The organism is Mucilaginibacter sp., assembly GCF_041088075.1.
In the GTDB taxonomy this organism is placed as follows: Bacteria; Bacteroidota; Bacteroidia; order Sphingobacteriales; family Sphingobacteriaceae; genus Mucilaginibacter_A.
Map to the genome: position 1 here is coordinate 1 of NZ_JBGCVY010000069.1, position 20521 is coordinate 20521.

The following is a 20521-nucleotide window of genomic DNA, read 5'->3' on the forward strand; positions in this document are numbered from 1 at the left end:
TCTTCCTTTGGTTTAAACGCTTCAATTTCATTTTCTAAATCTTCCTTTGGTAAAGATTTTAGTTTTTTTATCAATTCTCCAACCCTTTTTACTGAGCTGTCATTAGAAAAAATCAGATGAGGAGGAGAATAAAAAACATCTCCACCTGGTTTTTTTCTATATTTATCAAAGTACTCGTCAATTTTATTCCAGTGTAACAATGCTTCGTCTACACTGCTAACTTCTATATAAGTAAGTTCTGACAACTTTTTAACAAATAATTGTATTGGTGAAAAAAACTTTAAATCATTCTTTACACTTTCCCAAAGAGCCTCTGACAATAGCTGAATTTCCTTAATTATCATTATATTTTAACTTGTTTGTATCGACTACAAACGTACCGTTATAAACATCCTTTTACATTAACATTATAAATTTAATTAAACTTTTACGCAATTTCTTTCTAAATCATCCCGCCCAACCTTCTCTGTCCAAACTTCTAAATTGTATCGCTTCGGCCAAATGCTCAATCTGGATGTCTTCTGTTCCGGCCAGATCGGCAATGGTGCGGGCAACTTTTAAAATTCGGTCGTAAGCGCGTGCACTTAAACCTAATTTTTCCATGGCTCTTTTCAGGAGAATTTGTCCGGCTTCGCTAATTCTACAAACTTGCCGTACCATTTTGGATTCCATTTGTGCATTGCAATGCAAATCCGGTTTTTCGGCAAAACGCTTTTGCTGTATTTCCCGGGCTTTGATCACACGTTCGCGGATAACTTCACTTTTTTCGGATAACCTTTCCGAAGATAACTCGGAGAAATTGACCGGCGTTACTTCAACATGCAAATCAATCCGGTCTAACAACGGGCCTGAAATTTTGCTTAAATATTTTTGCACGATGCCCGGGCCGCAAACGCATTCCCGTTCCGGGTGATTGTAATAGCCGCAGGGGCAAGGGTTCATGGAAGCCACCAACATAAAACTCGAAGGATAATCTACGCTCATTTTTGCGCGGGAAATGGTTACTTTCCGTTCTTCCAGCGGCTGGCGCATCACTTCTAAAACGGTTCGTTTAAACTCCGGCAATTCATCTAAAAACAAAACGCCATTGTGTGCCAAAGAAATTTCGCCAGGTTGCGGGTTTCCTCCGCCGCCAACCAAAGCCACATCCGAAACGGTATGGTGCGGAGAACGAAACGGGCGCACAGAAACCAAGGCATCGGCAGCGGCAAGCTTTCCGGCCACCGAATGTATTTTCGTGGTTTCTAAAGCTTCTGACAGGCTTAGCGGCGGCAGGATCGAAGGCAAACGTTTGGCCAGCATCGTTTTTCCGGCTCCGGGCGGGCCAATCAAAATTAAATTATGACCGCCGGCTGCCGCAATTTCCAACGAGCGTTTGATGTTTTCCTGTCCTTTTACATCTGAAAAATCCGCTTCGTACAAACTGATACTGCGGTAAAATTCGTCGCGCGTGTTCACCACTTCTTCTTCCAGCGGCTTGTCGCCGTTTAAAAAATCAACCACTTCGGTAATCGAACTCACCCCAAAAACCGCTAAACTATCTACAATCGCCGCTTCCCGTGCATTTTGTTTGGGCAGGATAAAACCTTTGTAACCTTCTTTTCGGGCTTGGATTGCAATGGGCAAAGCGCCACGGATGGGCTGCAATCCGCCATCTAACGATAATTCGCCCATAATGAGGTATTTATCCAATTCATCAGGAACAATTTGCCCGGAAGCCGCTAAAACGCCAACAGCAATGGTCAAATCATACGAAGAACCTTCTTTGCGGATATCGGCAGGTGCCATGTTCACCACTACCTGCTGTTTGGGCATGTGGTAATTGCAGTTTTTTAAGGCGGATTTTACGCGGAAATAGCTTTCTTTAATGGCATTATCTGGCAAGCCAACCACGTAATATTTGGTGCCGCCGGTTATGTTTACTTCAACAGTAATGGTGGTGGCCTCGATACCGTAAACAGCACTGCCAAAAGTTTTTACAAGCACAGGAATTTAGGATAAAAATTTCCTGAAATTAATTATAAATTAAATAAAAGCAAGTTTTAGAAGAATTATATTGATAAAAGAAGTATCGGAAACAGAATCAGAAAAAAGCCAATGCTTCTTTTACCACATAAAAAAAGCCGAAACTTTCGTTCCGGCTTTTGCTATTTTATCGGCCTTGCTTGGGCATGTTCTTCATCATTTTGGCCATTTGCGCGGGGTTTGAAAACTGCTTCATCATTTTACGCATATCGTCGAACTGTTTGATCAAGCGGTTCACTTCTGCCAGTTCGTTGCCCGATCCTTTTGCAATCCGCATACGGCGGCTTTGGTTAATGATGTCCGGGTTTTCTTTTTCTTTCGGCGTCATGGATTGGATGATGGCTTCGATAGATTTAAAAGCATCATCCTGAATATCAATATCTTTCATCGCTTTTCCAACGCCGGGGATCATGCCCATCAGGTCTTTCATGTTGCCCATTTTTTTGATCTGCTGGATCTGGCCGTAAAAGTCGTTAAAGTCGAACTTGTTTTTACGGATTTTCTTTTGCAGTTCGGCCGCTTCTTTCTCGTCGAATTGTTGCTGTGCGCGTTCTACCAAGGAAATCACGTCGCCCATTCCCAAAATCCGAGACGACATCCGGTCCGGGTGGAAAACATCCAGCGCTTCCATTTTTTCTCCCGTTCCAATAAATTTGATCGGTTTGTTGACGACGGATTTGATAGACAAAGCTGCACCGCCGCGTGTATCGCCATCTAATTTGGTTAAAACGGCGCCGGTAAAATCCAAACGGTCATTAAAAACTTTGGCGGTGTTTACGGCATCCTGACCGGTCATTGCATCCACCACAAACAAAATTTCGTTCGGGTTCAATGCTTTTTTTACCTGCTCAATTTCCACCATCATGGCTTCATCCACAGCGAGACGGCCGGCGGTATCTACAATTAAAACGTTGTTTCCGTTTTGTTTGGCCTGCGCCAAACCTTCCAAAGCAATGGCAACCGGATCTTTCGATTCTAAATTAGCATAAACGGGGACACCGATTTGCCCGCCCAAAACTTTCAGTTGTTCAATTGCAGCCGGACGGTAAACGTCATCCGCAACCAGCAGCGGCTTTTTGCCTTTTTGTGTTTTTAGGAAAAGTGCCAGTTTGCCTGAAAAAGTGGTTTTACCGGCACCGTTTAAGCCGGCAATCAAAATGATGGTTGGGTTGCCTTGAAAAGTTAATTCAGCCGTAGTCCCGCCCATCAGTTGCGTCAGTTCGTCGCTCATGATTTTGGTGAGCAACTGGCCGGGAGAAATGGAAGTCAGAACGTTCTCGCCCAAAGCCTTTTGCTTCACATCATCGGTAAAAGCTTTGGCAGTTTTATAGTTAACGTCGGCATCGAGCAAAGCTTTGCGGATTTCTTTCATGGTTTCGGCCACGTTGATTTCCGTGATCGAACCTTGTCCTTTTAAAACCTTGAATGCGCGGTCGAGTTTATCCGAAAGATTATCAAACATCTTTTAAAATCAATTTAATTGGAACACAAAGTTAAGGGTTTGATGCCATCAATGCCAGTATAATTAATTAACTTTTAAAACATAAAAAACAATTTTAGGAAATTTAACTTACTTTTAAGAGCCTGTTTCCATTTCTACCATAAATATTCCCGATACTTCTTTTATGCCTATAAATCTTGTATGGTTTACAAAACCGGTACAAGAAAATATTTGGTTTAATGATTTTTATGCGGTAAAAGAAGCATCGCAAATAATCAAAAGCTCATAAAAAGTTTCTAACTGTTTTTTACCTTAATTATGAATAAACTATTTACGCTTGTTCTGTTGCTAATTTTAGGTATAAAAGCCAATGCACAAAATACCGATAGTTTAAAATTAAAGGTATTTATAGATTGCAGGACCGGATGTGATCTTGATTTTATTAAAACAGAAATCCCGATTGTTGATTTTGTGTTGGACAGGCTTGCCGCAGATGCGCATGTTCTTGTTACTACGCAACCTGTTGGAAGCGGCGGCACGCAATACCAACTGAACATTTACGGACAGCACCGGTATAAAAATACAAGCGACACGCTTACGTTTGCCACAACTGCCAATGCCACGGCTTCGGAAACCCGGCAAAAACTATTGCAATATTTGATGTTTGGCCTGTCTCCGTTAATAGCAAAAACGCTTTATTCTAAAACCGTTAAAATAACGATGAAAGACGAGGCAAGCGCCAATACTGTAGTTGCCGAATCTGTTAAAAAAGACAAATGGAATTTATGGGTTTATAACGTTTCGGCAAGCGGTAGTGTAAGTGCCGAACAAATTTATAAAAACAATGTGTTGAGCTCTAATTTTTCTGCCGACCGTATCACCAATAAATTAAAGGTACATTTTAACCTGAATGGCAACTTACATAATTCTATTTTTGATTACGATACTGTTAAATATACCGTAAAAAACACAGACTACAACTTTTACCATTACCTTTCAAAGTCTTTTAGCCCGCATTGGAGCTTTGGCTACCAAACAAGTTTTTCTAATAATACATTTAATAACATTAAACGTTCGCTATATTTTGGCCCGGCCATTGAGTTTAATGTTTTTAAATACAAAGATGTAAACGACCGGTTTTTTGTTCTCCGTTATGGCCCTGATGTTACCAATAACCATTATTACGACACCACAATTTATAACAAACAAAAAGAAACCATTTATGGCCACCGGTTTTCGGCAGCACTTATTTTGAACAAAAAATGGGGGACTTTTACCAGTGGCATTTATTACCGTAATTATTTTTTGGGCGGCAAGCTAAATTCAAAAGGTATAAATGCCAGGGCAGATGTAAAAGTAACCGGCAGCCTTTCTTTTTTTGTATATATAGATGCCAACATCATACACGACCAGATAAACCTGGTAAAAAGCGGGGCAACAGAACAAGAGGTATTAACCAGGCAGCGGCAACTGGCCTCTAATTATAACTATAATACTTCTTTCGGGCTAAATTTTCGGTTTGGCAGCATCCTGAACAATTTTGTTAATCCGAGTTTTCAAAGCTATCATGGTTTTTGATTGGCTTTAATGGCGATGCTTCTTTTACTGGGTAAAAATTGGTATAATTACGCTACCTGAAGGAAGGAAATTTATAAGTAACCCCTAATGCCAAACTTTGGTAGGCTTGTATCCTGTCTGAAGTATTCGGATCGTAAAGCAAAGTTCCGTTAAGCGTTACATTAATCAACCTGTTGATTTTGGCAGTCAGCGTGGCATCAATACGGTGTGTCATTTTAAATGGTGTATCGTAAGGAATAAATATCAGGTAACGCGCCTTTAAGTTCATGTTTTGGGCAATGTCTTTATCAATATTAGAAACGATTTGAAAAGCAAGCTGGTTTAAAACATGCCTGCCGGGAAGTACGCCATAATTGTTGGTTGCCTGGATATTTGGGTCCAGCACAAAAGTCTGGCGGGCCGTGCCCGTGCCAAAACGGGCGCTGAAATAAGTAACCGGTTTATACTCAAAACCCACAGATTCGGTCAAATAGCCGGGCGACATAAACCTGGAAATGAGCGTAGGCGCAACGTTTACATCGCTGGAATAATTAAAACCTTCATCAAACTGCGATTCAAAACTGAGCGAGCCGTAAAAATTCCAGTGTTTGGAAAAAGCAATGGAAACTTTATTGTCCCAAAAAATGCGGTCGTTGGTTTTTCGCTGTATCTGCCCGCGGTTTTTCAATTTTCCGTAAAGCAAAATAAGTTCCGAGGTAAAATCTTTCCCTTCTTTGTTGTACTCGGTTTTATAATCAAAATTAGTCCCTACGGCGATAGAACTGATCCCGCCGCCACTCCAGTTGTTGCTAAAAGCAGATTGGTTGAGGTTGAAGCCGAAGATGATGTTTTTGCGCCAGTAGCTTACTTTGTAGTCCAGTTCCGGTACCGGGATATATTCCGGCCGCAGGTTTAACGGCTGGATATGTACCGGCAAAATATTTTTTCCGGGTTCGATGCGGTAACGGTTGAGCTGGTTGGTGTCAATTTTAACGGTATCGGTCCTCACCGTATCGGTTTTAACCGTGTCTTTTCTAACAGTATCAATCCTTACCGAATCTACTTTTTGGGCAATTGCTTTCTGAAAAACAAGCGATAAAAGAAGCATCAATACAAAAACCGGAAGCTTGCGCATAAGGCACAAAGAAAAGCAAAAAAGGTTTTTCTCCGAAGAAATTTTCAACCCAAAAACATTTAATTTTTAAAATACCTGATCCAGGAAAAGGGTTTTCTCCGCTGCAAATAATCCGAAAAAATATCATTGGCATAAGCTTCCCGCTCAAACACAATGTTCATGTAAGCTTCGTGGTGATTGTTGAAGATGGTTCGGTTGTACAAATAATTGATGAGGTAAAAGAAGTAAAAAGGCAAAACCAACAACTCGATTTGCTGCCGCAGATGGATGATTTCGTGGCGGATGATCACTTCATCAAACTTTGAAGATGCTTCTTTTACCAGTATAAAAGGGAACAAAGCCATGCCATTTGCCGGCAGTTTCGGAACGGTTAAAACCGGATATTGCCACTTCATTTTATCGTATCGGATGGTTGTAAAGGCACCAAAAAATAGTTTGACGGGTTGCGCCTGAACCGGTTGTAGCTTGATTTGATGTAGGAAATGAAATCGTAATCGTTCAGCATCACCACCAAATTGTAATCGGGCCGGTAGCGGTACATAAAATTAGTCAACTGTTCTCCTTTTAACCCGGTAATGGAGCCAACAATGATTGGGTTAAAACGGTCATCCACCACTTTTGCTTTGTAATCGCGGTCAATAATTTCCCGCAGCTTGGTTGCATTCCGGCCGCGCCTGCTCAGCATATTGTAAATGGCATCAATCCCAATCCCGGCACCGTTGCTGCCCACCGTTAACAAATCTTTATTGGCCAAAGCGCCATAAGCCTGGCCAAATTCTTTTTTATTGGCGTCGCGTTGTTTTTCTGCCGTTAGTGCCGAATCTCTAATGGTTACTTCGCGCAAAATGATGCTGGAACGTTTTAAATAAACCGGCAAAGTTTGCAGCACGGTAACCTTTACGGTGTCGTTAAAATAACCGGTTTTGGTAAAGATGAGCACATCGTTTAAACGGACGTTGACGGTAAACTCGCCTTTTAAATTGTTATAAATATTGGCTTTTGTACGCGTATTGACAACAAAAACCTTGGCAATACGCTCTTTGGTATTGTGATCAAAAACAATTCCCTGGATTTGCTTTTCCTGTGCGTAAACCTTTCCGAAGAATAGAAAAAAGCAGAAAAGCCATAGCAAATATCGGATCATTATAATACAAAACTACCTTACTGAAATGATATTTTGCATCGCCTTAACATTTATTAACCTATTAATGCGCGATGATGAGCTGCTGGCCGATTTTGATCTGGTCGTCGCCGATGGAATTCAAAGCTTTCAGTTCATCAACCGTTAAATTAAACCGTTTGGAAACATTGTACAGCGTATCGCCTTGTTTTACCTGGTACATTTTGTTGAGCGGGATATATTGCGGTTTTACAGCAGCAGGCGTTGCAACTGAAGTGATTTGCTTTAAAGAATCTTTGCTGTTTTTACCGATGTTTTTATTGATTTGCGCCAATACGCGGTCTTCCCGTTTAATTTTCTGGTAATCGGTTTCGCTCATATCGTACTGATCCAGGTTGTATTTTTTGATCAGGTTGATCAAAAGCTGCGGATATTGCGGGTTGGTGGCATAACCGGCCGCTTTTAAACCTTTGGCCCAGCCTTCGTAATCGTTTTTGTCCAGCTCGAACAAGGGCGCGTAACGCTTTCTTTTCAAAAATTCAGAATGATCGCGGAAGGAACTTTCAGGGTTATCATAAACGCGGAAACAATCGTTGATCTTGTCGTCGTTTTTAAAATAAGATTTCCCTTTCCAGTCCGAAGTGCATTTGATGCCGAAATGGTTATTGGCCACAACTGCCAGTTCGCCGTTTCCGTTTCCCGATTCGAGCAGGCCCTGCGCCAAAGTAATACTGGCCGGGATACCGTAAGTATTCATTTCCTGAACGGCAATACTCCGAAAACGGTCTATGTACTGGCCAACATCGCCAAAAGTAGTGTAATGGGCAATGGCTTCATTATTAAGCTTTTGTACTTCTTTATTGTTGCGCGTTGCCTGATGGCTGGTAATCCCTTTTTTCCTGGATTTGCACGAAACGATGATCACCAGCAGGATAAAAAATGCCCATTTTTTATACATAAAAACAGTATTGAGTGGGCAAATATAAATTGTTTTTGGAAACCGGATAAAGCATCAGCCTGCTTAAACGTAATTATTGTGCGGCAAGTTCGGGCTTTTCGTCTAAACTGTTTAACTGGAATTTTTTAATAAGCGAAAGTACCTGTGCAGACCACCTGCTGCTGCTGGCGTAGCCGCCACGCTGGATGCCTTTTGCCCAGCTTTTGTAATCAAAAGAATCGAATTTATCGGCCAGATGGCTAAATTGTTTTCGTTCGGTCATCATCCGGGCAAAATCTTCAAAAGACTCCAGAACAGAATCGTATTTTTTGTAAGAACGCCTTCCTTTCATGCCAAACTGGTTGTTTGATTTTTGCGCCAGCTTGCTGTTTCCGCTTGCAGATTCGTGCATGGCGATGGCTAAAGTAACGCTGGCCGGGATTCCGTAATCGTGCATGATACTTATGGCAGCATCTTTGTACTTCTCAATATAAGATTGTGAGGTGTTTTGGGCTTTTGCAAAAAAGCAGGCAAGGAGCATTAACGGAAGCAAGGCTTTCTTCATAATTGTTTTTTTCGGATGATCATTAGTCCGTCCCTTATCGGCAGGATTAAATTTTCTACCCGTGAGTCCACAGTTATTCTATCATTAAATTCCCGGAGTAAACGTACGTCGTTCTCCTGGTTTTCCGGGTTCAATATTTTACCTTTTCGTAAAATATTGTCCACAATTATTAAACCACCGGGTCGGATATTGTCGAGTATTAACTCGTAATATTTGTAATTATTGCGTTTATCGGCATCAATAAACGCAATATCGAATATTTTATGCGATAATACAGCGAAAATATCAAAAGCTTCACCAATATATAATCGAATTTTATCTACGTAACCGGAAGCCAGAAAGTTACTTTTTATGCGTTCTTCCAGTTCCGGGTTGGCTTCTATCGTATAGATTTCGCCGTTTTCGGCCAGTCCTTCTGCCAGGCAAATGGTGGAATAACCGGTAAAAGTCCCGATCTCCAATACTGCTTTTGGCTGCATTAATTTGCTGAAAAAACTAAGCAACCTTCCCTGATAATGACCTGAAATCATGTGCGGACGTAGTACTTTTAAATGCGTTTCGTGGGCAATTTTTTGCAGGACCGGCGGTTCCGGGTCGCAATGTGTTTCGAGGTAGGCTTGCAGCAAATCGGATGTGAAGTCCATCCGCCAAAGATATAAATTTCAAAATAGTAGTCAGCTTGTCTGTTTTTTGGTGCAGATGCTTCTTTTACCGGCTATTTTTTTCGAGGTACGATTGTAAAATTATGATGGCTGAAATGGTATCAATCCGCGATTTGTCCTGACGGTCTGTTTTTTTCATTCCGCTTTGTGCGATAACGGCCGAAGCCATTTTAGAAGTAAAGCGTTCGTCCATCATTTCTACAGGAACTAGCGGGAAATTCTTTTTCAAAATCGTTACAAAACCTTTGATCATCGGTGCCGATTGCGAAGGCGTGCCATTCATTTGCTTGGGTTCGCCCACCACAAATTTCTCGACTGCTTCTTTTACCAGGTATTTTTTGAGGTAATCCACCACATCTTTCGGATGGATGGTTTCCAGTCCGGTAGCAATAATTTGCAGCGGGTCGGTTACGGCAATGCCGATGCGTTTGGTGCCGTAATCAAAAGCCATAATTCGGGGCATTATTTATTTCTTTTTGAATTGAAAGCAATGATTTTTGCCCAATCAATAGAACCATCTTTCAAACAAAACTCTTGTAAAAATTCTGCTGTAAATTTATTAAGCATATGAGCATATGCAATTTGAAAATCATCATTGCTTTCTTTTGCTTTATAACCAACAGGTTCTATAATTTCTTTGTATAATTCTGAATCTCCAGAGATAAATTCCCAAAAATTTTGTCCACAATATTTAAAATAATCTGTACCGTTTTTAGGAAATTTATGTGGTTTACTATCTTTTCCATAGCAACATCCATTTACTGCATGTACAATTAGTTTTGATCCACTCGTAGCTAACGTCCTTTTTGCTTGAGCAAAATCATGAAGCATTTTTTCTTGTTGACTTTTATTTCCCCAACTTGGCCCAGATTTAATTGTAACTATAAATCTTATATTTTCATTATCAAATTCTAAATCAATTCCATTAATTCCCGATTTACGTCCGCCATAAACACTTTGATTTATAAAAATTGCTAATCCTTCCATCCAATTCCCAAAAACTGTTTCCTCTTTAGAGGATAAAAAAGCATCAACTATACTTTTAACTATTTCGCTCGCTGTTAAAACATATTTTGCTTTAAATAGATATGGATTCTTTTTCTTTAAAACCTCTTTGAGCTTTAATTCTTTTAGACTTTCTATCCTACTTTTATGAAAATATGATATATTCTGTTCAACGTACTCAATTACATCTTTAAGATCCAGTTTGTTCATATTCAGATTTTGATTCTAATAAATAGTATTGGGTAGGAATTAATTTTTCTGTGATCATTTCATAGTATTCCTTCATAATTTCAATTCCAATTGAATTACGTTTCATTCTATTAGAAACAAATAAGGTAGTACCAGAACCAGCAAATGGATCTAATACCAGATCGTTTTCTTTTGTAAAAAGCTTGATAAACCATTCTGGCAATTCTTCTGGAAATGCAGCACTGTGGTTTTTATTATTACATTCAGTAGCTAAATGAAGTACATTAGTAGGATACGCTTTATCTCTTTCTAACCAATTCGAAATGTTTTTTCCAAAGCCACTTCCAACTTTAGAATTATCTCTTTGTTTATCCGTTTCACTTAAATTTTTCAATCTGGATTTTGCCCAATTGCCCATAGGAACCATTACTTCTTCCTGATACATGTTGAACTTCTTAGTTTTATTAAATTGAAGTAGTCGTTCCCAAGAGTCTCTAAATCTATTAGGCCATTTCCCCGGATAGGAATTTTTTTTATGCCATATAAATTCTTCTGTCCATAACCATCCTTGCTTTTTCATAGCTAAAATTAACTCCATCACATAAGTACTTCTTTCTCCATCAACAACTTTTTCCTTAATATTTAAAACAAAAGTTCCTGTTGGCTTGAGAACTCGTAAAAGTTCTTCAGAAATCGGCAAAAACCATTCAACATATTTGTCTGAATGTATTCCTCCATAAGTCGATTTTCTTTGGTCAGCGTAGGGAGGAGAAGTTATTATTAAATCAACTGTATTGTCTAATATATTTTTTAGTTGATCTTTTGAATCTCCTAAATATAGTGTTGAATCTATTTCCATTTATATTAAAATATGTTCAAAGCTAACTAAAATTTTTAGCTTAGTTTATACTTCCAAAGATACTTACCAAATATCATTACTTTTTCAATACAAAGCTTTTCCTACTATTTTCTTAATTTGCAACGATGCAGTTTAAAGAAATCGTTGGACAGGAAACCATCAAGCAAAAGTTGTTAACTACGGTTAAAGAAAACCGGGTAAGCCACGCGCAATTGTTTTTAGGGCCGGAAGGTTCGGGCAGTTTGGCACTGGCGGTTGCTTATGCGCAATACATTTCCTGCGAAAACAAATCGGATGAGGATTCCTGCGGAGAATGCAATTCCTGCCGCAAATACCAAAAGCTGGTGCACCCGGATTTGCATTTTTCGTATCCGTTTTTTGCGAAGCATAAAGACGACACCGCACTCACTTTTATTGATCAATGGCGGAAAGCTTTTCTGCATAACCCGTACCTGAACCTGCATGAATGGCGTACATATCTGGAGGCCGAAAACAAACAGGCTAACATCAACATTGCCGAATGCCATCAGATTATCCGGAAGCTGAGTTTTAAGCCGTTTGAATCAGAATACAAAATCCTGATTATGTGGCTGCCGGAATATTTGGACAAAGAAGGCAACACGCTTTTAAAGATCATTGAAGAACCGGCACAAAAAACACTTTTTCTGTTGGTTGCTGAGTCGCAGGATGATATTCTGAACACCATTCTTTCAAGAACGCAACTGGTTAAAATTCCGGCATTAAAAGATGCTGATGTGCAGGCTTATTTGGAGCAACACCATCAAACCGAACATTTAGCGGCACAAATCGCTTACCTTAGTAATGGCAATTTAACGGCTGCGTTGCATATGATCAGTCGCGATGACAGCAGTTACCACGAACTTTTTGCCCGCTGGCTGCGCTTGTGCTTTACCAACGATGGTTTAAAACTGATTGAATTTACAGAGACTTTAGCAAAATTGGGCCGCGAAAACCAAAAGAATTTTTTGCAATACGGAATGTGTTTTATTCGCGAATGCGGAATGCTGCTTTCTGGTGCCGGAAGTTTAGTCCATCTACCCGAAAAAGAACTGGTTGTAGCGCAAAATATGGCGGCCAAAGTGCTTACTTTAGCAATGGTAGAAGTGATTGCAGATGAGCTGGATAAAGCGCATTATCATGTGGAGCGGAATGCCAATCCGCGGATATTGTTTTTAGATGTATCTTTGCAATTGGTTAAGATTTTAAAATTTAAAACGTTCCCGCAAGGGACTCAACATATATTGTATTAATCATGGGATGTGGAAGTTGTTCCTCAGGCGGCGGATGTGCGCCTGCGGGCTGCAAAAGTAACGGCGCTTGCCTTACCAATGGCTGCAGCAAATTAGATGTTTACGATTGGCTATCCAATATGGATATGCCTTCCAATTATAGGCCTTTTCAAATAGTAGAAGTAAAATTTAAAGGTTCGCGCAAAGATTTTTACCTCAACAACGATAACCTTTACTTAGAAAACGGCGAACTGGTAGTTACCGAAACCACAACCGGCGGTTTTGATGTGGGCCACGTTTCCATCACCGGCGAACTGGTGCGGATGCAGCTTGTAAAAAAGCATGTAAAAGAAGCAGATGTAACCAAAAAAATCTTTCGAAAAGCAACGCCTGCGGACGTTGACAAATGGAAAGCCGCGAAAGAGCAGGAGTGGGAAACCATGCACCGTGCCCGCAAACTGGCTTTGGATTTGAACCTTTCGATGAAGATCAGCGATGTGGATTACCAGGGCGATAAAACCAAAGCTACTTTTTATTACACGGCTGAAGGAAGGGTTGATTTTAGGGAACTAATCAAAAAAATGGCCGAAGCTTTTCGGATTCGGATTGAGATGCGGCAAATCGGAATGCGCCAGGAAGCCAGCCGTTTAGGCGGAATTGGTTCTTGCGGGAGAGAACTTTGCTGCTCTACCTGGCTCACTGATTTTAAAACGGTTTCTACGGCTGCGGCACGTTATCAAAACCTGTCTTTAAACACCTTGAAACTAGCCGGCCAATGCGGCAAGTTGAAATGCTGCCTCAACTATGAGCTGGACAGTTACATGGATGCGTTGAAAGATATTCCGGACGATGTGCATATTCTGCGTACCGAAAAAGGAGATGCCCGTTTGCAGAAAACGGATATTTTTAAAAAGCTGATGTGGTTTAGCTATCCGAAAGAAGAAAACTGGGTTCCGGTGCCGATAAAAGAAGTACGCGAAATTCAGCGAATTAATAAAAGTGGCGAATTAGTGCTCGATTTAGGCGAAGGAAAAGCCGCAGAACTGGCGCCAACCGTGAAAGCTTTTGATTACGAAAACGTAGTAGGGCAGGACAGCTTAACGCGTTTGGATGACCGCAGCAATGCCAACAAACGCAAAAAGAACAATAACAACCGCAACAAGCCGAAACCAACTTTGGCCGATCCTGCTGCACAAAAACCAATAATTCAGGTGGTAAAAACAGTAGTGCAGGTTAAAGCGGTGCAGCAAAATGTGCCGGTTGTTCCGGCAGAAGGCGCGGCCGTAGTGGCGCGTGAAGGCGGACCGAACCGTAGGCGCAACCGTCACCGGCCAAACCGAAACCCAAACAATCCAAACAACCCCAATCAGCAAAACAATAATAAAACAGAATGATCAGGCTGAAGTATTTTTTGAATACTGTTTTTATCGGTGTTTTTTTGGTGTTCTCGGCTTGCAACGAGCCGGGGACTTTGATTGACCAGAATACAGAAATCAGCAACCACAACTGGTCGTACACCGATAAAATTAAAACTGACGTTAAGATCACCGATAATACGCAGCCCTACAACATCTACTTTAACTTTCGCCATTCTGCCGATTACCGGTACTCCAATATTTTTGTTTTGGTGCATCAAACCAACCCAAACCATCAAACCAAAACCACCCGTTACGAATTTAAATTGGCCAACCCGGATGGCGAATGGCTGGGCAACGGCTCCGGTAATTTATACAGTTACCGCTTGCCTTTGCAAACTAATTATCGTTTTCCGGCTCCAGGAACTTACTCGTTTACTTTGGAGCAGAATATGCGGGATAACCCGTTAAAAGAGGTTTCGGATGTGGGGTTGCGGGTGGAAAGGGCGAGGTAGATGCTGTTTTTATCCCTAATTTTTCAATATTTCCATCAATTCAAAATTCAAATACAGCTTTTCTTTTCCCACCAATTCACTTTTTAAAAATCCTGCTTTCTCCAAATCATTTAAGTAATTACCAACCGTTTTTAAATTTCCTAAGCCTGCTTTTTCTAAAAAAGAACGTTTGGTATAAGGTAGTTTAAAAAGTACTTCCATCAAATCTTTTGAATAAATTCTGGGCAATGCTTTGTGTATTTCAGAACCCATTTTGGCCATCAGCAACTCTATTTTTGCAATTTGCTGCCGCCCTTTTATAGCTGTTTGTTCTACCATATCCAACATGTACATAATCCAGGTTTGCCAGTCGCCTTCTTCTGTAACCCTTCTTAAATTTAAATAATAATCACTTTTATGGTCAATAATATAATCACTTAAATATAATGCCGGCAATTCCAGCAAACCAACCAGTTTTAAATACAGCAGTAAAATAATCCTTCCTGTTCTGCCATTTCCATCAGAAAAAGGGTGGATAGCTTCAAATTGATAATGGATCAGGGCCAATTTGATGAGTGGATCAATGTTATCTTCTGCATGTATAAAATCTTCCAGTTCTTTTAGCTTTTGGCGGATGATTTCTTCTCCCTCTGGCGGCGTGTAAACAACTTGTCCGGTTGCCGGGTTAGTCAGTTTTGTTCCCGGCGTATTTCGTATGCCCGATTGGTTCTCTTTGATTAGCTGCATAATGGAAATAAAGAGATTGGTGGTTAGTATTGGCCGTTTTTCTAATTGTTCAAAGCCAAACCACAACGCATCTTTATAATGGATTACTTCTTTTACCGCTATATTTTCGGTGCTTCTATCCGTTATGGTTGCTTTAAAAAGTTCATCCTGCGTGGTAATGATGTTTTCAATGGCCGAACTTGCCTGGGCTTCCTGTAAATAAATCGTATCAATAAACAAAGTTGGATTAGGCAAATTGGTAATTGCCCCTTTCAATTCCGACAAAGCCCTGCTTGCAGCAATCGTTTTTTTTAGGATTACGGTTGTTTCTATTTCGATCTTAGGAGGTAAAGCTGGTAGATCGTTATAAGGTTTTTGAGGATGATAAGCCATTTTCAATTTTTTAACGAAGGTAAATTTCGCCCTCGTTTGTTTTTCGAGAGTAAATATAACTTTTTTTTACCCTCGAAAATTTTTCAGGAGTAAAATCTACCTTCGTTATTTTTATAAGATAATTCAATTTCAATCACTTACTTTTGATAAAATTCTTAGTAAATGAACACTATTCTCCTCGTTGCCGTTCTCGTTATTTTGCTGGTTGCTGTTTTTATCCTGCTAAAAAAAGCATCGCCCATAACTACTTTTTCTGTGGAGGATTTGAAGCGTTTGCAGGAAGAGAATGTCGCGCTTAAAATCAGTTTGGGCAAAGCGGAAGAACGTGCGGCAAACTTGCATCAGGAGAAAGAAAATACCAGCAATTTGCTGCGCGAAGAACAAGACCGTTTGATTGCCGATTTGGCCGAAGAACGCGAAAGCCACAACGAGACCAAGCAAAAATTAGATCGTGCCGATGCTTTTTTTACCGCACAAAAACAGCAATTGGAGCAGCAGAAAGTAGAAATGGAGCAAACCCGGCAGCATTTTCAGCGGGAGTTTGAAAACGTGGCCAACAAAATCCTCGACGAAAAAACACAGAAATTTACCGAATCCAACCGATCCAATATGGATTTGCTGCTCAATCCGCTTAAAGAAAACATCAAAGCGTTTGAAGCGAAAGTGGACAAGGTTTACAAAGACGAATCCAACGAACGTTTTACGCTGAAAGGAACGATTGACGAGCTGATCAAACAAACCAAAATCATCCAAGACGATGCCACCAACCTCACCAAAGCGTTAAAAGGCGATACCAAAATGCAGGGAAATTGGGGCGAAGTGATTTTGGACCGTGTGCTGGAAGCTTCGGGTTTGGTGGAAGGCGAGAGCTACACCAAACAAGGCAAAAACATGAATTTGACGGACGATTTGGGCAATCGTTTCCAGCCGGATGTGATCGTTCATCTTCCAGAAAATAAACATCTGGTTATTGATTCTAAAGTTTCGCTGATTGCTTATGAAAGGTTGGTTAATTCTATCTCCGAAGAAGAAAAAGAAAACCATTTACGGCAGCATGTGCTTTCAGTAAAAAACCATATTTCGGGTTTAAGTGCTAAAAGCTACCAGAACTTAAACGGCTTGACTTCGCCGGAATTTGTACTGCTTTTTGTGCCGATAGAATCTTCGTTTTCCATCGCCATTCAGCACGATCTGGAACTGTTTGAGTTTGCCTGGAAAAAGCGCGTTGTTTTGGTTACGCCTTCTACCTTGCTGGCTACTTTAAAAACCATTGCTTCCGTTTGGAAACAGGAACAGCAAACCCGAAATGCACTGGATATTGCCACAAAAGCCGGTTTGCTGTACGATAAATTTGTGGGTTTTACCGAAGATATGAAGAAGATTGAACAGCATATAGATGGCAGCAAAAAAGCTTACAACGATGCTTTTAACAAACTGACCACAGGCAGCGGAAACTTAACAGGACGTGCAGAAACACTTCGAAAATTAGGTGCTAAAAACAGTAAGCAATTGGATCCAAAATTATTGATTGATGAGGAATAAAGCGATGCTTCTTTTACCGGTACTTTTTTTACTTCATGCTAATAGCATCAATCTTAATAACAGAAATGTTATTGGATAGAAGTCCGCAACTATATTTCGTATTTAACAATCCATAGCTCACAATTACCGGAAGTTTATCTTTTTGAAAATCAACAGGCAAATTATCAGCATGGTAACTGGTGCCGGAACCGTCAATTTTAATCAAAAAACCAAAACCATCTGCTGCAATAGCTCCTGTAAAAATGATCGTTGCCGGAACATTTTCTGCCGTTAGCCGATCTGATTTTTTACAACTTGTACTTATAAAAATCAGTAAAACAAAGGCAATCAATAGCTTTTTCATCATCCGTTTTTTTTAAGCAATACGTGCTTTCTTGTGCAAACGCTACAAAAAACATCACTGAGCTTGTTTAAACTTATTCTTTTGCGCTTTACGCCATGCTTCTTTTATCGCATAAAAATTGGTATTGCCTGGTTTTTTGATTTGTTTTAGACCGGTAAAGGCACCAATTTTTATAGGGTAAAAGAAGCATCAACCAAAAAAATACGGCCAGAAAAAAAGTTTAAACAACTTTACTTATTAAAAGCATTCCAGCCCTGCGCTTTCAACTCGTGCACCTTGCCGGATTTTGAAACCAGATTACAGCCCGCAGCAGGCTCGGTAATGTGTCCGATGATACTGATGTCGGCATCATACCTGATCTTCTCGTAATCCGCTTGTTTAATGGTGAAAAGCAGTTCGTAATCTTCGCCGCCACTTAGCGCACAAACGGTAGGGTCGAGGCCAAACTCACGTGCAGTTTCATAAGTCATCGGATCAATCGGGATTTTATCTTCGTAAATCGTACAGCCTTTGTTGCTTTGCGTACAGATATGCAACATTTCGGAAGCCAAACCATCCGAAACATCAATCATCGAAGTTGGCTTTACTTTTAATTCTTTCAAAATCGAAATGATATCGCCGCGCGCTTCCGGTTTCAACTGGCGTTCTACAATGTAATCTTTGCCTTCCAAATCAGGCTGAATGTTTGGGTTAGAAAGATAAACCTGTTTCTCGCGTTCCAGCAATTGCAAACCCACATAAGCACCGCCCAAATCGCCGGAAACACAGATTAAATCGCCTTCTCCGGCCGTGTTTCGGTAAACCACATCGGCTTCATCGGCATAACCAATGCTGGTTACGCTGATGACCAAACCTTGCTTGGAAGAAGACGTATCGCCGCCAATCAAATCCACTTTGTATTGTTTGCAAGCCAGCAAAACGCCCTGGTACAATTCCTCCACCGCTTTCAACGGAAATTTACTGGAAATACCCAAAGAAAAAGTGATCTGGCTTGCCGTGCCGTTCATCGCGTAAATATCACTTAAATTAACTTGCACAGCTTTGAAACCCAAATGTTTAAGCGGAACGTAAGCCAGATCAAAATGTACGCCTTCCAGCAATAAATCGGTAGAGATTAGTGTTTTTTTGCCTTCAAAATCCATTACGGCAGCATCATCGCCAATGCCTTTTACCGAGGTTTTGTCCAGCAACACCACATTTTTGGTGAGATGATTGATCAGGCCAAATTCGCCTAAAGCTGCAATTTCTGTTTTTTCTTTATTATCAAACATGATTTGGATGTAGTATAATTGTGTTGATTTGGATTTATTGGATTGTGTTGATTCTTTGAATTAGGATTCGTCAGATTATTAAAATGATTTCACAGATTTTTTTTAAAATTATTTAGATTAATTTTTCTGATTCTTTTCCAAATCCTGATGCTTCTTTTATCACCTAAAAATCATTAAATCATTTTTTCGATCTATACAATCATTTTTAAAAATCGGTGTAATCATCTTTCAAAAAATCCGTGTAATCATTCTAATAATCTGACGAATCCAAATCACAATCCTAATCGTGCCGAAATTTCTAGCATCCGTTCAATTGGCACCACGGCTTTTTCGATAATGTGTTCCGGTACAAAAATTTCCGGTTGCTCATTTTTCATACATAAATAAAGCTTTTCCAACGTGTTCCTGCGCATATGCGGACAATCGTTGCAAGCACAACTGTTGTTTGGCGGTGCCGGAATAAAGGTTTTTGTTGGATTATCCCGCTTCATTTGGTGCAAAATTCCGGATTCTGTAGCCACGATAAATTCCTTCGCCGGATTGTTGATCGTATAATTTAACAAACCGGTTGTCGAGCCAATGTAATCGGCCATTTCTAAAATGGCATCTTCACATTCCGGGTGTGCTATAAATTTTGCTGCCGGATAACGCTCTTTTAACCGTGTAATTTTCTCTCTCGAAAAAATCTCGTGCACCATGCAAGCACCGTTCCATAAAACCAAATCCCGGCCGGTTTTTTTTGCCACAAACCGACCTAAATTCCGGTCCGGGCCGAAGATTATTTTTTGTTCCGGCGGCAAACTTTGCACGATTTGAACTGCATTGCTCGAGGTACAAACGATGTCGCTCATCGCTTTTAATTCGGCTGTGCAATTCACATAAGTGATCACCAAATGATCCGGATATTGCTCCTTAAACTTGGCAAATAAATGCGGCGGACAACTATCGGCCAGCGAACAGCCAGCTTTTAAATCGGGCAGCAGCACTTTCTTTTTTGGCGACAGAATTTTGGCAGTTTCGGCCATAAAATGCACGCCGGCAAACACAATTACGTCGGCATCAGTTTTTGATGCCTGCTGCGAAAGGCCCAAACTATCGCCGATATAATCAGCAATGTCCTGAATATCACCTTCTTGATAATAGTGCGCCAGTATAATTGCATTTTTTTCTTTCTTAATTTTTTCGATTTCATCAAACAAATCGAGCGACGGGTCAATGTATTCGTCCACAAATCCGTTCACTTGTATTTCTTCAAAAGTATCCATTTTTAACATTTCAATAAAAACAACTTATTCTTTAAATAAAAAAACTATGATTTGTTAGTGTGTTGGTTTCGTTTAAAAGTTACATCTATTTTTTTTGCAAAAGTAGTTGATGTATTCTTATTAACATCTTGTTCACACAATGTTTACTTTATCGTGCTGATTCACTGCTGTTTTTATCTGGCAAATTTTTTTTCGGAAGTTTTCCTGTGAATTAGTAATTGCTTTTCAAATGTTAGCGCAAGCCCGGAAAACTGTTCATAACTCAAGAGGAATAAAAACGGCATCCGCGGTTATCCACACTAATTCCCGCAAAAATATTTTTCCTGATTTTTTATCACCGCTAATTTAACATCTTTACGGCTGTTATTAACAATGCGTGCAGAACGC

General features: G+C 40.2%; 21 protein-coding genes. 5 read left to right on the plus strand and 16 right to left on the minus strand.

Annotation, left to right across the window (positions count from 1 at the left end; genetic code table 11):
• The 3 genes from V5804_RS16845 to ffh form a co-directional block, all read right to left on the minus strand.
• Positions 1-344 (minus strand): hypothetical protein (locus tag V5804_RS16845; RefSeq protein ID WP_369592577.1); only part of this gene is annotated, 344 nt, incomplete at its 3' end.
• A 103-nt stretch (positions 345-447) separates the two neighbouring features.
• Positions 448-1986 (minus strand): YifB family Mg chelatase-like AAA ATPase, encoded by a 1539-nt coding sequence (locus V5804_RS16850; protein WP_369592578.1) that lies wholly within the window; start codon positions 1984-1986, stop codon positions 448-450.
• A gap of 166 nt (positions 1987-2152) precedes the next feature.
• A complete protein-coding gene (gene ffh, locus V5804_RS16855; protein ID WP_369592579.1) occupies positions 2153-3487 on the minus strand; it encodes a signal recognition particle protein in 1335 nt (444 codons plus the stop codon).
• Between the two features lie 297 nt (positions 3488-3784).
• Here ffh and V5804_RS16860 point away from each other — a divergent pair, with 297 nt between their 5' ends.
• A complete protein-coding gene (locus tag V5804_RS16860; protein ID WP_369592580.1) occupies positions 3785-5044 on the plus strand; it encodes a hypothetical protein in 1260 nt (419 codons plus the stop codon).
• Between the two features lie 52 nt (positions 5045-5096).
• Here the strand turns inward: V5804_RS16860 and V5804_RS16865 are convergent, their stop codons facing one another.
• The 9 genes from V5804_RS16865 to V5804_RS16905 all read right to left on the minus strand — a co-directional run bounded on the left by V5804_RS16865 (position 5097) and on the right by V5804_RS16905 (position 11495).
• On the minus strand, positions 5097-6158 hold the full coding sequence (locus V5804_RS16865; protein WP_369592581.1) for a DUF3078 domain-containing protein: 1062 nt from the start codon (positions 6156-6158) through the stop codon (positions 5097-5099).
• Between the two features lie 59 nt (positions 6159-6217).
• Entirely contained in the window at positions 6218-6553 is a 336-nt protein-coding gene (locus V5804_RS16870) for a hypothetical protein (protein ID WP_369592582.1), read from the minus strand.
• Positions 6550-7302, minus strand: a complete 753-nt coding sequence (locus V5804_RS16875) for a hypothetical protein (RefSeq protein WP_369592583.1) — start codon at positions 7300-7302, stop codon at positions 6550-6552. Before V5804_RS16875 ends, V5804_RS16870 begins: the two co-directional genes overlap by 4 nt.
• 61 nt (positions 7303-7363) lie before the next feature.
• Positions 7364-8236, minus strand: coding sequence for a glucosaminidase domain-containing protein (locus V5804_RS16880; protein WP_369592584.1), 873 nt, complete (start codon positions 8234-8236; stop codon positions 7364-7366).
• 73 nt (positions 8237-8309) lie between these two features.
• Complete coding sequence (locus V5804_RS16885) at positions 8310-8780, minus strand: glucosaminidase domain-containing protein (protein WP_369592585.1); 471 nt, start codon at positions 8778-8780, stop codon at positions 8310-8312.
• Entirely contained in the window at positions 8777-9424 is a 648-nt protein-coding gene (locus tag V5804_RS16890) for an O-methyltransferase (RefSeq protein WP_369592586.1), read from the minus strand. Before V5804_RS16890 ends, V5804_RS16885 begins: the two co-directional genes overlap by 4 nt.
• Positions 9425-9488: 64 nt before the next feature.
• Positions 9489-9905: a Holliday junction resolvase RuvX gene (ruvX, locus tag V5804_RS16895; protein ID WP_369592587.1), complete on the minus strand. Its 417-nt coding sequence runs from the start codon at positions 9903-9905 to the stop codon at positions 9489-9491.
• Positions 9905-10657 (minus strand): PmeII family type II restriction endonuclease, encoded by a 753-nt coding sequence (locus tag V5804_RS16900; RefSeq protein WP_369592588.1) that lies wholly within the window; start codon positions 10655-10657, stop codon positions 9905-9907. The genes ruvX and V5804_RS16900 overlap by 1 nt, the downstream gene beginning before the upstream one ends.
• Positions 10638-11495, minus strand: a complete 858-nt coding sequence (locus V5804_RS16905; RefSeq protein ID WP_369592589.1) for a site-specific DNA-methyltransferase — start codon at positions 11493-11495, stop codon at positions 10638-10640. The genes V5804_RS16900 and V5804_RS16905 overlap by 20 nt, the downstream gene beginning before the upstream one ends.
• A gap of 125 nt (positions 11496-11620) precedes the next feature.
• Between V5804_RS16905 and V5804_RS16910 the strand changes: the two genes are divergently transcribed.
• From V5804_RS16910 to V5804_RS16920, 3 genes are read left to right on the plus strand one after another with little or no spacing between them, the layout of a single operon-like run.
• Positions 11621-12766 carry an ATP-binding protein gene (locus V5804_RS16910; protein WP_369592590.1) on the plus strand — a complete coding sequence of 382 codons (1146 nt, stop codon included), beginning with the start codon at positions 11621-11623 and terminating at the stop codon, positions 12764-12766.
• Positions 12767-12768: 2 nt separating this feature from the next.
• Positions 12769-14139 (plus strand): stage 0 sporulation family protein, encoded by a 1371-nt coding sequence (locus V5804_RS16915; protein ID WP_369592591.1) that lies wholly within the window; start codon positions 12769-12771, stop codon positions 14137-14139.
• Positions 14136-14615 (plus strand): gliding motility lipoprotein GldH, encoded by a 480-nt coding sequence (locus tag V5804_RS16920; protein WP_369592592.1) that lies wholly within the window; start codon positions 14136-14138, stop codon positions 14613-14615. Before V5804_RS16915 ends, V5804_RS16920 begins: the two co-directional genes overlap by 4 nt.
• Positions 14616-14630: 15 nt before the next feature.
• Here the strand turns inward: V5804_RS16920 and V5804_RS16925 are convergent, their stop codons facing one another.
• Positions 14631-15713: a Fic family protein gene (locus tag V5804_RS16925; RefSeq protein ID WP_369592593.1), complete on the minus strand. Its 1083-nt coding sequence runs from the start codon at positions 15711-15713 to the stop codon at positions 14631-14633.
• Between the two features lie 162 nt (positions 15714-15875).
• On the opposite strand from V5804_RS16925, the gene rmuC reads away from it, so the two are divergent.
• Positions 15876-17255, plus strand: coding sequence for a DNA recombination protein RmuC (gene rmuC, locus V5804_RS16930; RefSeq protein ID WP_369592594.1), 1380 nt, complete (start codon positions 15876-15878; stop codon positions 17253-17255).
• Between the two features lie 28 nt (positions 17256-17283).
• Here rmuC and V5804_RS16935 read toward each other — a convergent pair whose 3' ends face one another.
• The 3 genes from V5804_RS16935 to nadA form a co-directional block, all read right to left on the minus strand.
• The gene (locus V5804_RS16935; protein WP_369592595.1) at positions 17284-17598 is read right to left on the minus strand and encodes a hypothetical protein; all 315 of its coding nucleotides are present in this window, start codon (positions 17596-17598) and stop codon (positions 17284-17286) included.
• A 230-nt stretch (positions 17599-17828) separates the two neighbouring features.
• Complete coding sequence (thiL, locus tag V5804_RS16940; RefSeq protein ID WP_369592596.1) at positions 17829-18869, minus strand: thiamine-phosphate kinase; 1041 nt, start codon at positions 18867-18869, stop codon at positions 17829-17831.
• A 272-nt stretch (positions 18870-19141) separates the two neighbouring features.
• On the minus strand, positions 19142-20134 hold the full coding sequence (nadA, locus tag V5804_RS16945) for a quinolinate synthase NadA (RefSeq protein ID WP_369592597.1): 993 nt from the start codon (positions 20132-20134) through the stop codon (positions 19142-19144).
• Positions 20135-20521 lie beyond the last annotated feature (387 nt).